Source organism: Enterococcus sp. AZ084, assembly GCF_051714905.1.
In the GTDB taxonomy this organism is placed as follows: Bacteria; Bacillota; Bacilli; order Lactobacillales; family Enterococcaceae; genus Enterococcus_B; species Enterococcus_B pernyi.
On record NZ_JBIOSS010000001.1, the window covers coordinates 616,721 to 632,735 of the forward strand.

Genomic DNA, 16,015 nt, shown 5'->3' on the forward strand with positions numbered 1-16,015 from the left:
AAATGAAAAAAATAAAAAGGAATTCAATTGATCGGTACATTAAGGTCAATTGAATTCCTTTTTTAGATGTAAGATGTAGCAAGTGATGATTATAAGTATAAATGCACTGAAAGAGTCGTCCGAAGACCATCTACTCCGAATCGGTGTAGTTGTATTTACTTGTTTGGATCACTACATTATGCAGTAGAAAAAATGAATAACTGTAAGTTTAACTAATGTTGCGTTCTAAATTTTTGTAATAATTGAGGATCAATTTTATTTAGTAATTTTTTCCAATCTGAGGCATCAGGTACTGTTTTTAATAAAAGACATTCAAGACCTAACGAAGAAAATGTCAAGTATTCATTGTAATTCGTGACTAAGAGATCAATCTCATGATTTTCAATATAAGAGGCGCATAGCTCATTTGGACGAAGAAAGTAGATATTTTGAAAGCCCCCTAAATATTTTCGAACTAAGGCTTCGAGATGTTGACTGATATACTCATTTCCTTCAAAAATAAATGCGATATTCGTAGGGTTTTTCCAATATTTTTCTTTGATTGACTCAGTGAATATCGTTAAACTAGCACAGATATCATCCAAATGATCATCAGAGAACAAATGATGGAAGGAGGAATTTTTTTCTAAAAAAGCTCGATTTTTTTTATATTCATTGCTAAACAAGGTTTTGGCATACTCATTTGTATCTTGGATATTTTTATTTCCGCTTTTAGACAATAGACTACGTAGCTTGATGGACGTGAAAAAAGATTCTAATAAGATTAACTCGTGTGCTTGTGTGTGCGTATTTCTCTTGATCATTTGATAATAGTCACTTGTAAGCGCTATTATTCGAGGCCATCGATTATACCTTTCACAAAAATATTTTTCCTGTCTCGGATTTTCGATACCTCTACGGCATAAAACAGAAATAAAAATAAAAATGGCTTCTTCTTGTGTTAGGTCAATATTAAAATAATCTTTTACAATCGAATAGGCAGGTGAAAGTCGGTGAAACTCTGGATCATTAAGGACAATATCTTTTAATTCAGGGTCGAGTTCCACCATACAACCACATAATATCCGTTCAATAGAGAGGTATAATAAATAACTAAAATAACCAAATGAAGAAACTTTTTGATTAGGACGCTCCAATAGGTTAACAATTTTAATCACTACTTCTTGCGTCGCAATTGATGGAAAAACCGTGTGGGGTGTAATATCTGATTCGTAATAGAAAGCAAAATAAAAATTTCGAATATCGGCTTCTGATCCGATCAAATTGACGGGATTTAGCTCAAGGGTGATATTGAATTCTTTTACTTGATCTGCAATTTTTTTAACGTACGTGATCATCGTGCTCTCAGAGATATGAAAATAATCTGCCCAATCATAAATAGACTGAAGTTCGTTGAAAAAAATTTGTTCAAGAATAATAAAGAGTGGTTCATCTTCGAGAATCGCTCTTTTTTTTTCTAGGTAGGTTTCTGAAGAATGGATGTTTAAAGAATAACCTTGTTTCGAGGATTGGATATCCGCGACGTTCTCGAAATATTCTCTCAAATAATTGATGTCGTTGACTAATGTCCTGGCTGTACTGTTTGTCATGCCAATCAGTTGGGCTGTCGTACAGATTCCAGTAGACTCTAACTCTTTCAAGATTTGGAACCAACGTAATTTTACTTTATCTGTTATAAAATTTAATTGAAAATTTTTCAATAGAACTTTTACCTCCTATCTAAATCTTTCTAGGGAATAGAAAATAGAGCATAGGCTTGCATCCATTGCGAAAGTTAAAGATATATTTTTGGAATTTTCCAATTTCTTATTTGTTAACAAGTGAGATAGAAATTCAAAAAAAGTTAGAATATTTTCAGATGTATATTTTTAATAAAAGAGTAAAGGAGAATTGCTTTTATCATAGTATTCATTTAGTTAGGAACTCATTAAATCTAAGTTTCTTACATGTTGAATATGAGAGTAATGTTCAAATTGAGTAGTGGACATTCATATAAATTAAAAGTAGCTTATGTTATCTTTTGAGTGAAAGGTTAACGTTTTTTATTTGCTTATTGGAGCGTTCAATTTTACATGGTTATTTTAATCAGTATCAAATGAGTTGGTTTTACTTCTATGATCAGTTTTTGATAGTGGTTCAAAGTGTTCAGTAGATAAACGAGCTACTAATACCATTCATTACGGATATTCGTCCTTTCTATTTTTTTTTAGCAATCCACTTTTGCACTAGCGTAAGGTTAAAAAACAAATCGCTTTCAGATTGATAATTAATATTACCTAATAACTATATTAAAATAACTTAATGACAACAATCGATAAATTTCAGAAAACTATGAAATTATTCAATTGAAGTATTATTTGAATACTGTAAAATTGCATGAAGAAGTTAGAAATTAGGCGTGTTATTAGTTCAATTTGTTTATTAATTATTGCGACGAAAGAGGCTTGTTCTTAAGGTAGTCTCACATAAACAATTTTAAGTAATGGGAAAAACTGATTTGGATCTAGTAAGATGTTCTCTGCATTAAATGTTATTATGGAACACATCAAATATAGAATCTGTTACTTTCATTAATGAGTAAATATAAAAATAATCTGTGAAGAAAGATATATTTTTTTGTAATTATTTTCTTGAGTGAAGTATCAAAATGTAAGCGTAATTAAATTTGGTGAATCTGACAAATAAATCTTAAAAGAAACATTAATGTGGTTTTTAATGTTTTAAGGAGGGAGTGAATGGAAACGAAAAGAATTGAAACGCCTGAAGAATACTTGGCCTATTATGATCAGAGAGTAATCAATCATTCTTTTATCAGTAAACATCCAGAAATGTTTGAATTTTATCTTGATTTACGAACAAAATTCCTAATGACTTATCAGCAAACAGATGCCACTCTTTTTCTGAAATTAGCAATATTATTAGATATTGATGCACAGCTACAGATCCTATTAGAATTGATCAAAAGTACAAACAAAAGTTTATGTGAAGAATTAGGGATGACAGAATCAGAAATCATTTCAATGATCGCCAAAGATAAAAAATGTTTTTACAGAGAACTAACAGGTCTTGACATGAATCACTCAGTACCATGGCAGTTGATTTATCTTAGTGAATCTTGAGGAAGCTTGATTGCTCTCATTAAGATAGAAAAAATTCAACGAACTAGTCGCAGGTAAAAAAACAAAGGTCGGGACAAGAGAAGTTATCTCTATCCCGACCTCATATACATATAAAAATTAATAGATTATTTCCGTGTCTTGATCATATCAAAAACGTCATAAGCTACAAATCCCATTGCAAGCAAATAAAGCGCCCAAGTAAAGATCGAATTTGTGATGAATTGGTAGTATAGATTTAAACTGCAAAGAGTGTATAATGCCAAGCGTAGGAATGTGAATGGTTTGGAATGATAATTAGTCAAAATAAAAGCCTCCTGAAAGATACATATCCTATTTAAACAAATAAAATACTAGTTACTTATAGTTTACGGTGAAAGCTATTTCATTGTCAAATTCCTACAGAGGTCAAAGCCAATTCGCTCGCAAGAAGATACGAGTAAAAGCAAGTTATCTATGAAATAAATCACGTTGTTTTTTCTTTATTCTGTTATGATAAGGATAGTAAAACAAACAGATAGAAAGGAGCTGAATGTATGGCAAAGAAAATTGCTTCACCAGAGCTGCCCGAATTAGTTGAGGGAAACTTTTATTTAGAGGATGAAACAACCTTTTCAGGTATTTTTTCTGAAGGGGAAGACCAAAGCTATCTGAGTTCTCGCAATATCGTATTGAAAAATAGCCATATCAAAAAATTAGCGATGCAAAAATCTCGGTTGGAGCGGTTTGAATGTAGCGATGTCATTTTTGAAAAGTGTGATTTCTCAAATTTAGAATGGTTTGGTGCAAGCTTTCATCGTGTGCATTTCAAGCAATGCAAATTGACCGGAACCAATTTCTCAGACAGCTTCTTGCGTGATTGTGTTTTCGAAGAGTGTGTAGCAAATCTCTCTTCTTTTAGCTATACGAATATGAAGTTCGTTCGATTTAGCGACAATCAATTGAAAAATACTGATTTTTTCGATAGCAATTGGAAAGATCTAGTAGTAGAAAACAATGACCTTTCAGGCTCAAATTGGGTCAATACGCCACTGAAAGGATTAGATTTTACAACGAATACATTTTCTCAAATCAATCTATCTATGGAATTACTTCGCGGACTGATCGTCAATCAGGAACAAGCGATCATTATTGCGGCTGGGTTGGGATTGGTGATTGAGTAGATAAAACAGAACGAACAATGTTAAGAAATTAGTCAATTTGATCGAATACATCCTAGAATCAACCTAGAGCATAGTTGAATTATTTCATGACCACTAAATTTAGTTTATTGGCAGAAAGGAGAACTTACCGATGGATTTGACAGAAAAACTTGTCGATTTTGCTGCTACCTTGGAAGCCGTCCAAATGGATCATCCGTTTGGAAAATTTCCAGATTATATCGTGTTCCGCCATCAATCAACAGGTAAATGGTTTGGTTTGATCGTATCTGTTGAAAAAGACAAATTAGGTATAGAAGGCGAAGGTCAAGTTCCCCTCGTCAATGTCAAAGCAGATCCAGAAATCATCTCCATCCTGAAAAAGAGTAAAGGCTATTATCCTGCTTATCATATGAATAAAAACCATTGGATAAGTGTAGCTTTGAATGGCGCAGTCGGAGAAAAGCAACTCTTTTATCTATTGAAAGAGAGTTATGATTTAACGAATGAGTGCTAAAAATAATAGTGGAAGATTTCACTTTCATCAAAACAATCCAACGATCACTTGGATTGTTTTTTTTTGTGAAATTTAAGCGCTATCTTTTTGTTCAAAAAAAATTACCAAAAAAATTACACAAAAAACAGATTAGCTTTAGAAAGAGAATAGGTCTGTTATGTATGATAGTAAATATAACAAGAGAAACATAACTAAAACAAATAGAAGAGGATGGTTTTTTATGATGAAAAAAGGAACAAAGTATAAAGGTTATCTGGTATTAGTATGTTCTATCGGTCTTTTAGCAGCATGCAGTTCAGAGACTAAAGATACGAGTGAGTCAGAGATACCAAAAGTAAAAAGTGAACGAAAAGTAACCATTGATGGAAAGGAAGGGACGGAAAAAGTTTTGGATAATGGAACGATTGTTCAAGAGTTTGATGAACAAGTGTCGGAAAAAGACGAGGATTAAGTAGTGGACAGGATGTCGTAAGCGCTTTTTTATGACTAATCTGAATGAAGGAGTAGGTACATGAAGCCTAAAAAAAGAAAAAAATTCAACCGAAAATGGTATTTGCCAGTAGCAGTCGTCACCGTTTTACTAGTGGTTGGTGCAATCAGTATAGTTGCTTCTAGTGGGAAAACAAAAGAAGAAAATTCAGAAACAAATATTGAAGCCCGGTCTGTCAAATCCCTTATTGATGAGGTGAAAGCGGCGAATTTGATTTTAGCAGGAAAAGTCATGCCAAATAATAGCAACAAAATCAAAATTGATCCAGAACGAGGAACAGTGAAAGATATTCTGGTAAATGAAGGAGATGTCGTAGAAAAAGGGCAACCTTTGTTTACATACCAAACGGATCAACAGAGAAAAGTTGTGGAAGCTGAAATGGACGTAGAAATCAAAGTGAGAGCAGTAGAACAAGCACGAGTGACTGCAAATCAAAAATGGACAGCACATAACCAAAAAGTAGCAGAGCTTGGAAAAGCAAGACAAGATTATGCGAAGGAAAAATCCGAAGAGTTACAAAGTACGATCAAAGCATTAGAAGGAGAAATCACTGGTCTACATGCAGAAGCTATTGCTGGCGACAATGAAGTGAAGAATGCCGAAACAGAATTGCGAAAAGCCCAATTACTTCACGAAAGTGAAAAAGAACGACTGAATGAAGACACAGTGACAGCTGATCACCCAGGAAGAATCAAATCATTGAATCGTGACTTAATCAATCAATCAAAAGAGCGTCAAAAAGAAGAAAACTTTATGGAGATCCTTGATGATTCGAACTTATACGTTGATGGCCAAGTCACCGAGTTTGATCGTGAAAAAGTCGCTGTCGATCAGCGAGTAGAAATCATGGATCGTAAAGATCAAGCGAACACTTGGCAAGGAAACATTGTACAAGTAGCGAACTTAACGAATGATGCAAAACAAGAGGACCAAAAAGAAGAAAACCCTAATTTGTCTAAGTTTCCTTATAAAGTTAAGATCGATCCAAAAGAAGAAATGCCACTGATTGGTTCCAATGTGTATGTCAATGTTTTACCGAAAGATTTTGTGTCAGGAAAAGTGATCATCAACCAAAGATACCTCATGGAAAAAGATGGAAAATATTATGTATGGAAAGTAGAAAATGGTCGGATCAAAGAGCATGAAGTAAAGGTAAATCCGATGGATAATGAACTCGCAGAAATAGTCGAAGGGTTGACTGTTGAAGATCAGCTTGCTTTGCCTCAAACAGGAATGGTCGAGGGAATGGAGGTTGGTGCAAGTGTTGACGCTTAACAACATTCAGAAGTCATATTGGCAAGGCGGGAAAGAACTAAAAGTCCTTAAAGATATCTCTTTGCAAATCAATGAAGGAGAACTGGTCGCAATCATGGGGCCATCGGGGTCAGGAAAGTCGACATTGATGAATATCATTGGTTGTCTGGATACAGCTACATCAGGGGATTATATCGTTGAAGGAACGGATGTCAAAACGTTAGCGGACAATTCATTAGCTGATTTCCGTAATGCAAAAATCGGCTTTGTTTTCCAGAATTTCAATCTCATGCCAAAATTAACCGTTTCGCAAAATGTGGAAATGCCATTAACGTATAAAAAAGTCAATAAAAAAGAGCGGCGTAAGCGTGCTTTGGATATGTTGCAATTAGTAGGGTTAGAAGATCGAAGTGACTTCAAACCGATGGAATTATCAGGAGGACAAAAGCAACGTGTCGCAATTGCGAGAGCTTTAGTGACTAACCCTAGTTTTGTTTTAGGGGATGAGCCGACAGGGGCACTTGATACAAAAACCAGTAGCCAAATCATGGACCTCTTTAAGGAATTCCACCAAGCAGGAAAAACAATTATTCTAATTACCCATGAGCCAGAAATCGCAGCGTTATGTCAGCGAACGATCACTTTACGAGATGGTCAAATAATCAGCGACGAACAAAATGAAGTGAGGTGATCGAGAATGGAAGAAATCAGATTTGCCTTACAATCGATTTTTGCTCATAAAATGCGTTCGGTATTGACTATGCTAGGTGTCATCATTGGGATTGCTGCCATTATTTCGATTTTCAGTATCATCGGAGGAAACACCGAAAAAATGAAACGAGAAATGATTGGTAGTAACAATAATACGATGAATATCCAATATGACAGAAAAAGTGCTTTTCAACAGAACACTATGTCAGATGGAATCCTATCTGAAAAGGAAGAGAAAAAACCGTTATATTTTCCATTTTTAGACGAGGATGTCCTAAAAAAAGTCAATGAGATACCAGAGGTCATAGCAAGTGGTTTGTCTTATCAAAAGGATGGGAAAATCTACAGGAAAGCCAAAGGGACCGACGCCAAAGTTTCTGCTGTCACTTCTTCTGTTGAGGACTTGGAGCAGTTAAACTTCATCAAAGGGGAAGGATTTACTGCCCAAGCATTCAAAGAGCAACAACAAGCAATTTTTCTGGAAGATTCCTTGTATGACGAATTATTTCCAAATGAAGAAGGGATCGGACAGTTTGTTGAAGTGAATGGGGTGCCATTCAAAGTTCAAGGTGTATTTCAGTTAGATCCCAATAGTAGTAATCTATTTAGCTTTGAGAAAAGAGCTTATGTTCCTTTACAGCAAGCACATAAACTATCTGATGAGTTGGATATTGTTCCCCTTGTCACGATCCAAACAAATAATACCGACCAATTACAAGGCGCTGCAGAAAAAGCTGCAGAGATCCTCAATCAACAGGTTCCACCATCTGATTATGAGTATGGGGTGATGAATCAGAAAGAATTTGCCAGAGAATTGGAACGAATGAACCAGTCAAGTTTTATTCTTTTGTCTGGTATAGCAAGTATCTCGTTATTAGTGGGTGGAATCGGTGTGATGAATATCATGTTGGTCTCTGTCACGGAAAGAACGAAAGAAATCGGAATAAAGAAAGCACTCGGCGCAAGAAGAAAAGTAATTTTAAAACAATTTTTAGTAGAAGCGGTCGTCCTGACTTTGATTGGTGGGGTACTAGGTGTGCTTGTTGGTTTGTTAAGTGGCTATGCCATTACGCTATCACTGGATTATCCTTATATCGTATCCGTGATTTCCATTGTCGTTAGCTTAGTATTTTGTTCCCTGATGGGTGTGATATTTGGTCTATTACCGGCGATGAAAGCATCGAAATTAAACCCTATCGAGGCATTACGCTTTGAATAAGGAGAGAGTGATATGGAAAGAATTTTAGTTGTCGAAGATGAATATATGATCAATCAGATCGTGACGGAATTTTTAAAAGAACGCAAGTATGAAGTTTATTCGGTAAGAAGTGGCGAACAGGCATTGGAAGCTTTTGCTGAAGAAACATTTGACTTGATCCTATTAGACATTATGTTGCCTGGGATAAGGGGGACGGATGTTTTAAAGAAAATTCGGGAAACGTCGGATGTGCCGATCATCATGCTGACTGCCTTGGATGATGAATATACGCAGTTGCTCAGTTTTTCCCATTTGATCAGTGACTATGTCGTCAAACCTTTTTCCCCACTTATTTTGATCAAACGGATCGAAAATGTGTTTCGGATGAATCAAGGAAATCCCCACATCACTATCGGGGAGTACGCCATTGATCTCGATGGTGGTCTTGTAAAATACCAAGAGGAAGAAATCCATTTAACAAGAAAAGAGTATGATATTTTAGTGATTCTAATAAGAAACAAAGGGAAAATCATCACGCGAGAACAATTAGTGTATCAAGTTTGGTCGTATGAATATCATTTGGAAAATCGAATATTAGATAATCATATAAAAAATATCCGAAAGAAAATGCCACTTTTATCAATAAAAACGATCAAAAATAGAGGCTACCAGCTTGAGGACACCCCATGAGTATCATGCTGAAAAATTTTCTGTTTTCTGGGATCATCATTTTTCTAGTTTCGATTCTTTCGTTGATTGTCTTATATTTTACGATGCCAGTCTACTATGAACGAATGAAGCTGAACGAAATAAACAAGGAATTCAATCAAGTGGCAAAGAGTATAGAGCACAAAGATTTAGCTACAATGCAAAACGCTGTTGATCAATACTGGCTTGAAAGAGAACAAAATCTTGATATCATGCTGTTGGATAATAATGGCCTAGTTCTTGGTCCTTTCTTTGACGGGAATCTTGACTATTCAGGCATCAGTCTTTTATCTGATGAAAAGAGAATTTTTCAAGAGATTACTGACAAACAAGGTAACACTTATTATTTATTTGGCATATACTCGATGCAACCAGTCGCAGAAGCAAGTCAAGTGTTACTTCATTTATATCCATTTATCATCATCGTCTCACTAATCATTGGGGGGATCGGCGCTTACTACTATAGTATTTATTCGACAAAAAAAATCAAAGAGATATCCAAAGTAACAGAAAAAATGATCGAATTAGATGCGGATATTCGTTGTGATGTCAAAGGTACGGATGAAATCTCACTTTTAGCGCAAGATATCAACCATCTATATGTTTCTTTGATCCAAACAATTGACGTGTTAGAGCTTGAAGTAGCTAAAACGAAAGAATTGGAACAAGCAAAGTCAGAGTTTATGCAAATCGCTTCTCATGAATTGAAAACACCTGTTGCTTCATTGATGGGGCTGATTGATGGCATGATCTATAATGTCGGAAAATTTAAAGACAGAGAGCGATATTTAGAAGTTTGTAAAAATATTTTGCAAGAACAAACAGAAATGATCAATAATATCCTCTTTGCCTCAAGAAACAATTTGCCTTCAGATGATGTGGTCTATGAAGAAGTCTCAATCAAAGAAATGATCGAACATAAATTGACTTCTTTCCGGATACTTGCTGAAGCAGAACAGAAAAAACTAGTCGTTAATCTAAAAGGGGAGAAAATCATCGGTAATAAAAATGATATTGATAAAATTTTAGATAATCTACTAAGTAATGCCTTCAAATATACGAAGCATGAGGGAGAAGTCAGTCTGTTTTTTGATGGTAAACAATTAGTGATTGAAAATGAAGTGAATCAGATACTTACGGAGGAGGAATTAAGTAAGATTTTCCAACCTTTTTATCGACCGGATTTTAGCAGAAGTCGAGATACTGGAGGTTCTGGTTTAGGATTGTTTATCGTACAACAACTTTTTGAAAAATATGGCTGGGAGTATTCATTCAAGTCAACTGCTAATTCCAGAATGTGCTTTTCTGTCATTTTTAGTGGAAGAAGCCTAAATTGATCGATGGTATCGCTAAAGGATAAACGGTCTGTCGCCACAAGATTTATTGGATATTTTTGTGATGGTAGCGAAGCTAATAGCCAAATTGCACAACTGCTATTTGCCAGGGACTTTTATTTTTTATTTTTACACACTCAACTGGAATGTACAAAACCACACTATACCATACCACTAAATAGTAAGAACAAAATGATCAAAAAACTCACAACGTACTAGAAACTCTTGTAGAAAATTTAGTCCCTGGTAAATAGCAGTTGTGCAATCAGGTTGTGATAGATTGAAAGAAGTCAGGACTACGTTCGCGCAGTCCTGACTTCTTTTTGTATAGTTTCTTCTACTATTCCTTGATTTTTCTTTCGCGTACAAAATAGTAACCCGTCATATAGATCAAGAAAATCAAACCAATCATCAATGAGATTCTTGTTTCGGGATTGATGAACATAAAGATTAATACCACTGCCAAAAAGGCCAATGACAAGTAATTGGTATATGGGGATAAGGGCATTTTAAATGGATGTTCAAGCATTTCTATCGGATGTTTTTTTCTGAATTTGATTTGACTGATCAAAATAACGATCCAAGGTACCATCCCTGGTAAGATACTGGAACTATAGACAAAAACAAATAAATCCTGTGATTGGGAGTAGACGAAGGGCAACAAATAATTCAAAATCAACCCAATCAAAATACCAAATGAGATGGCTACTACTGGGTAAAATGGTACTCCATGACGTGTAAGTTTCAAAAACTTTTTAGACATTTTGCCGTTAATGGCTAATGTGTAGACCATGCGACTGGCGCTGAAAATACCGGAATTACAACCAGATAACGCAGCTGTGATGACAACAAAATTGATCAAACCAGCAGCAAACGTGATCCCGATTTTAGAAAAAGTTTGAACAAACGGTGATCCTAGTTCGCTCAATTGATTCCAAGGATAGATGCTGACAATGATGAAGATCGCCCCAATATAAAAAATCAAGATCCGTCCGATTGTTGATTGGACAGCGTCTACAATCGTTTTTTGGGGATCTTTCGCTTCACCAGCAGTCATCCCGATCAACTCGATTCCTTGGTAAGAGGCAACGACGATCGATAGAGCAAAAAAGAATCCTTTCACGCCACCAGTAAAGAAACCACCATTTTTCCATAAGTTTGAAATCCCGATTGCTTCTCCTTGGTTACCGAATCCAAATAAAATGATGCCTAAACCGGCGATGATCATCAAAATAATTGTCACTACTTTAATAGTAGAAAACCAAAATTCTAATTCACCAAATGCTTTGACAGAAACAAGGTTGGCGAACATCAAGAAAAGGATCACAACGATTCCTGGAATGATCTGGGGCAAGTCTGGCCACCAATAGTTCATATATTCCCCTACAGCAATGACTTCACTGATACCGACCACGATAAACTGAAAAATATTGCTCCAAGCCGTCAAATAACCTGCGACGGGATGGATGTATTCACTTGCATAATTAGCGAAAGAACCGGTGGAGGGATCTAGATACAACATCTCGCCCAAGGCACGCATGATCAGGTACAAAAAGAAGCCTGCTACAGCATATGCCACCATTACAGAAGGTCCTGTCCAACGGATGGTGGATGAAGCACCCATGAACAGACCGACACCGATCGTTCCTCCTAGCGCAATCATTTGAATATGACGTGCACTGAGACTACGAGTTAATTTTTCTTCTTCCATACAAAAACTCCTTTTTTAAGTTGAGTGATAAAGTAAAAAATAAGTTTATTCTATAACTAGCAAACAAAATAACGACCATTACTTTATAGCTCTTGTTTGTGATTTTACAGAAAATTTTCAAAAATTGCGAGAAAAATCTAAAAAATCAAAAAAATTAGCTATAACACTTGTAAAAGATTTTGATATTAGTTAAACTAAGTTTGAATAAAAAGTTAGGTACACCGAAAAGGAGTGGTAAGAGGTGTCTAAAAATGAAATATCCGTTAAAGATTTGACGGTTGCTTATCAAGGAAAGACAGTATTAAATCATGTATCAACAGTTATCCAATCACAAAAATTTACAGGGATCATTGGACCGAATGGCGCTGGGAAATCTACTTTTATGAAAGCTTTATTAGAATTAGTTCCTAAAATTTCCGGAGAAATCACTTTCGACGGTCGCTCCATAAAAACGATTCGCAAAAAAATTGCCTATGTCGAACAGCGTAGTGAGCTGGATCTTTCTTTTCCGATCGATGTATTAGGGGTAGTTTTGTTAGGAACCTATCCATCCTTGCGCTTAGGGCAACGTCCTGGAAAAAAAGAAAAGGAACGAGCAAAACAAGCCTTAGCGAAAGTGGATATGACAGAATATGAAAATCGACAAATCAGTGAATTATCTGGAGGACAATTACAGCGGATATTTATTGCTAGAGCTTTGGCTCAAGGCGCAGAATGGATTTTTTTAGATGAACCATTTGTTGGGATCGATGCGGTCAGTGAAAGAAAAATCTTTGCTATTTTGGATGAACTGAAAAATGAAGGGAAAACTATTGTGATCGTCCATCATGATCTGCACAAAGTCGAAGCCTATTTTGATGAAGTAATTTTATTGAATAAAGAATTGATTGCAGCTGGATCAGTTGACGAAGTATTTACTTCAGAAAATCTACAGTTGGCTTATGGGGAGATCATTGGGCAATTAGTTAAAGGGGTAATGGAAAAATGATTCAATCGTTTATTGAGGGGTTAATGGATTATCAATTTCTGCAATATGCATTGATTACATCTATGTTAGTTGGATTGGCTTCAGGGGTGATTGGCTCTTTTATTATTTTGAGAGGGATGTCTTTGATGGGGGATGCGATTTCTCACGCGGTACTGCCTGGAGTCGCGATTTCGTATATGTTTGGTTTTAGTTACATTCTAGGAGCCACTGCATTTGGGATGTTGACAGCTGGCATCATCGGATTTGTCACACAGCGTAGCCGTTTGAAAAATGATACAGCTATTGGGATTGTTTTTAGTTCGTTCTTTGCATTAGGTGTCATCTTGATTTCTTTTGCGCAAAGTGCAACTAATCTGTACCATATCTTATTTGGAAATGTTTTAGCAGTTAGAGAAAGTGATATGTTGATGACTGCCATAGTGAGTGGGATCGTCTTATTGTTTGTATTTATTTTTTATAAAGAACTGAAAATCACTTCTTTTGATCCAATGATGGCAAAAGCTTATGGGTTGAATACGACACTTGTTCACTATTTGTTGATGTTCTTCTTAACACTGGTTGCCGTTGTGAGTTTACAGACAGTAGGAACGATTTTGGTCATCTCGATGTTGATCACACCAGCAGCAACTGCATATCTTTTGACCGATCGATTGGCAAAAATGATTTTTATTTCGGCAACAGTCGGCGTGTTAAGTGCGATCATCGGTGTGTTTTATAGTTATAGTTATAATTGGCCTTCTGGGGCGACCATCGTGTTGACCAGTGCAGTATTCTTTACGTTGGCCTTTTTATTTTCACCGACTAAAGGGATTGTTTTTTCAAGAAACAAAACGAAAAAAAATGCCGAGTCGTAAAAAATCTAACGAATAGAAATGGAGTATGTACATGAAAAATAAACTGAATATCTTATGGTTAATGGGAGCTGTCTTATTTATTTTTGCAGGTTGTGGCAGTTCCGCAGCAGAAGAGAAAGAAGAAAACCTGACCGTCGTAGCAACAAATTCGATCATCGCCGACATGGCGAAAGAAGTTGGAAAAGAACATGTTGATGTGCATAGTATCGTCCCTGTTGGAACTGACCCACATGAATACGAGGTATTACCAGAAGATATCAAAAAAGCAAGTGATGCTGATGTCATCTTATACAATGGGTTAAACTTGGAAACAGGGGATGCTTGGTTTGAAAACTTGATGGATACGGCAAATAAAAAAGAAGATGAAGACTATTTTGCAGTAAGTAAAGAAGTTGAACCACTTTATTTGACCGGTGGGGAATCAGAGACAGAAGCAGATCCACATGCGTGGTTGGATCTTTCAAACGGAATCAAATATGTACAAGAAATCGCACGCATCTTTGCTGAAAAAGACCCAGACCATGCTACGCAATATGAAGAAAATGCAGATGCATATATCGAAAAATTGAAAGAATTAGATAAACAAGCGAAAGAGAGTTTTGGATCGATCCCAGACAATAAAAAACTATTAGTAACAAGTGAAGGAGCTTTTAGATACTTCTCACAAGCATACGATCTACCAGCAGGGTATATTTGGGAAATCAACACAGAAAGCCAAGGTACACCTGAACAAATGCAATCGATCATCAGCCAAGTTCGTGCTTCAGATGTTCCAGTCTTATTTGTGGAAACAAGTGTTGATCCGAGAAGTATGGAACGTGTCGCAAGTGAAACAGGCCTTGAAATCTATGATGAGCTATTCACTGATTCCATTGCAAAAGAAGGAGAAACTGGTGATTCTTATTATGGAATGATGAAATGGAACATCGAAACGATCCACGATGGTCTATCTCAAGAAAAGAAATAATCACTAATCGATCTAATAATTTAAAAAGAGGCAAAAGTGTGTAGCCTCGATAAAAAAGGCGTCATCCACGGAAATTGTTCTTTAAATTTTTGTGGATGGCGCTTTGTTTTTGAAGAGAGTCCTTCTATTCCTTCCGTTTGCTCAGTTTTGGAGACGTGAGGGCTAATGCTTCCGCAATTTATACAAATAAAAATTCGTTCGTTTATTGTTTTAAAGATACCAATTTTAGTGAAATTCCGTTATAGTTAAAAGAGAGGAAAGGAAGGTGAAGCTATGAATTTTACTAGCAAAGACAAACAATTGATTGCAAAAGAAATAACAAAAAAAATTAACCAACTAGAAAATAAGGAGAAAGATCAAGATCTCCTATTTCTTGAAGCAGAAATGGCGAAAGCGTTCATAGCAAGCCCAGAAGAATTGGAAACAGAGGAATACCCTGGGAAATGGTTATTTGATGATTTTCAGCCATTAGATGAAGAAACAGGTATTGGCTACTTTGTCTTTCTTTCATCCGTCGGGTTTACTCCTGGCGTATTAGTCAAACAAAAGAACGAACTAAAGGTTCAAGCATGGCCCGCATTGTTTTCTTTGATAGGGACAGAGGGTGTGATTCCAAAAATCCAATCTGCATTTTTCAAGAGTGCATTTATTGCAAATAGCAAACTAATGAATACGTATTATAATCGTTTAGTAGAAATTGCTCGTCCAGGAGAAATTCCACAAACGTTCACTTATGGGCAACAAAAAAATCTATACGAAGATGTTGTTTATTCACGGGATCTATCTGAGTTCTCAGCAAGAGAACAACTCCGTTTACATGAACTACTCCACACAAAACCTGTTTCGTTGAACTTTTTCAATGCATTAGACCAACGTCGAAAATGGGTATCTGTGAATTTCTGGGAAGTATTTGCTGCTAGAAATCGTTGGATGGAAGAAAGAAAAATTCCAGATCAACAGATCCAATTCGTTCAATTGAAAAAAGAACGATTATATTACGGATTATATAGTCGTGTCTGATCGAGGGT

16 protein-coding genes are annotated in these 16,015 nt (G+C 35.9%); 13 read left to right on the forward strand and 3 right to left on the reverse strand.

From position 1 onward, the window contains the following. Positions 1 to 212: 212 nt before the first annotated feature. On the reverse strand, positions 213 to 1,700 hold the full coding sequence (locus IGI79_RS02900) for a helix-turn-helix domain-containing protein (RefSeq protein WP_104776562.1): 1,488 nt from the start codon (positions 1,698 to 1,700) through the stop codon (positions 213 to 215). 1,035 nt (positions 1,701 to 2,735) lie between these two features. On the opposite strand from IGI79_RS02900, the gene IGI79_RS02905 reads away from it, so the two are divergent. Next, entirely contained in the window at positions 2,736 to 3,119 is a 384-nt protein-coding gene (locus IGI79_RS02905; protein ID WP_019724361.1) for a DUF7006 family protein, read from the forward strand. Positions 3,120 to 3,244: 125 nt separating this feature from the next. On the opposite strand, the gene IGI79_RS02910 is transcribed toward IGI79_RS02905, so the two are convergent. Next, positions 3,245 to 3,421 carry a hypothetical protein gene (locus tag IGI79_RS02910; protein WP_019724362.1) on the reverse strand — a complete coding sequence of 59 codons (177 nt, stop codon included), beginning with the start codon at positions 3,419 to 3,421 and terminating at the stop codon, positions 3,245 to 3,247. Positions 3,422 to 3,652: 231 nt separating this feature from the next. Between IGI79_RS02910 and IGI79_RS02915 the strand changes: the two genes are divergently transcribed. From IGI79_RS02915 to IGI79_RS02950, 8 genes are all read left to right on the forward strand, one after another. Next, positions 3,653 to 4,279 (forward strand): pentapeptide repeat-containing protein, encoded by a 627-nt coding sequence (locus IGI79_RS02915; RefSeq protein WP_438845704.1) that lies wholly within the window; start codon positions 3,653 to 3,655, stop codon positions 4,277 to 4,279. A 130-nt stretch (positions 4,280 to 4,409) separates the two neighbouring features. Beyond that, complete coding sequence (locus IGI79_RS02920) at positions 4,410 to 4,772, forward strand: MmcQ/YjbR family DNA-binding protein (protein WP_019723148.1); 363 nt, start codon at positions 4,410 to 4,412, stop codon at positions 4,770 to 4,772. 220 nt (positions 4,773 to 4,992) lie between these two features. Beyond that, on the forward strand, positions 4,993 to 5,223 hold the full coding sequence (locus tag IGI79_RS02925) for a hypothetical protein (protein WP_019723147.1): 231 nt from the start codon (positions 4,993 to 4,995) through the stop codon (positions 5,221 to 5,223). 60 nt (positions 5,224 to 5,283) lie between these two features. After that, a complete protein-coding gene (locus tag IGI79_RS02930) occupies positions 5,284 to 6,537 on the forward strand; it encodes an efflux RND transporter periplasmic adaptor subunit (RefSeq protein WP_019723146.1) in 1,254 nt (417 codons plus the stop codon). Continuing rightward, positions 6,524 to 7,207, forward strand: a complete 684-nt coding sequence (locus tag IGI79_RS02935) for an ABC transporter ATP-binding protein (protein ID WP_019723145.1) — start codon at positions 6,524 to 6,526, stop codon at positions 7,205 to 7,207. Before IGI79_RS02930 ends, IGI79_RS02935 begins: the two co-directional genes overlap by 14 nt. A gap of 6 nt (positions 7,208 to 7,213) precedes the next feature. Beyond that, complete coding sequence (locus tag IGI79_RS02940) at positions 7,214 to 8,446, forward strand: ABC transporter permease (protein ID WP_019723144.1); 1,233 nt, start codon at positions 7,214 to 7,216, stop codon at positions 8,444 to 8,446. Positions 8,447 to 8,458: 12 nt separating this feature from the next. After that, on the forward strand, positions 8,459 to 9,115 hold the full coding sequence (locus IGI79_RS02945) for a response regulator transcription factor (protein ID WP_065095712.1): 657 nt from the start codon (positions 8,459 to 8,461) through the stop codon (positions 9,113 to 9,115). Continuing rightward, on the forward strand, positions 9,112 to 10,470 hold the full coding sequence (locus IGI79_RS02950) for a sensor histidine kinase (RefSeq protein WP_438845705.1): 1,359 nt from the start codon (positions 9,112 to 9,114) through the stop codon (positions 10,468 to 10,470). The genes IGI79_RS02945 and IGI79_RS02950 overlap by 4 nt, the downstream gene beginning before the upstream one ends. Positions 10,471 to 10,807: 337 nt before the next feature. On the opposite strand, the gene IGI79_RS02955 is transcribed toward IGI79_RS02950, so the two are convergent. Further along, entirely contained in the window at positions 10,808 to 12,178 is a 1,371-nt protein-coding gene (locus tag IGI79_RS02955) for an amino acid permease (protein WP_065095714.1), read from the reverse strand. 241 nt (positions 12,179 to 12,419) lie between these two features. Between IGI79_RS02955 and IGI79_RS02960 the strand changes: the two genes are divergently transcribed. The 4 genes from IGI79_RS02960 (at position 12,420) to IGI79_RS02975 (ending at position 16,007) form a co-directional block, all read left to right on the forward strand. Further along, positions 12,420 to 13,166, forward strand: coding sequence for a metal ABC transporter ATP-binding protein (locus tag IGI79_RS02960; RefSeq protein ID WP_019723141.1), 747 nt, complete (start codon positions 12,420 to 12,422; stop codon positions 13,164 to 13,166). Then, positions 13,163 to 14,020 (forward strand): metal ABC transporter permease, encoded by an 858-nt coding sequence (locus IGI79_RS02965; protein WP_019723140.1) that lies wholly within the window; start codon positions 13,163 to 13,165, stop codon positions 14,018 to 14,020. The genes IGI79_RS02960 and IGI79_RS02965 overlap by 4 nt, the downstream gene beginning before the upstream one ends. Before the next feature lie 31 nt (positions 14,021 to 14,051). Next, a complete protein-coding gene (locus tag IGI79_RS02970; protein WP_065095716.1) occupies positions 14,052 to 14,987 on the forward strand; it encodes a metal ABC transporter substrate-binding protein in 936 nt (311 codons plus the stop codon). A gap of 273 nt (positions 14,988 to 15,260) precedes the next feature. Beyond that, a complete protein-coding gene (locus IGI79_RS02975; RefSeq protein WP_010736215.1) occupies positions 15,261 to 16,007 on the forward strand; it encodes a hypothetical protein in 747 nt (248 codons plus the stop codon). Positions 16,008 to 16,015 lie beyond the last annotated feature (8 nt).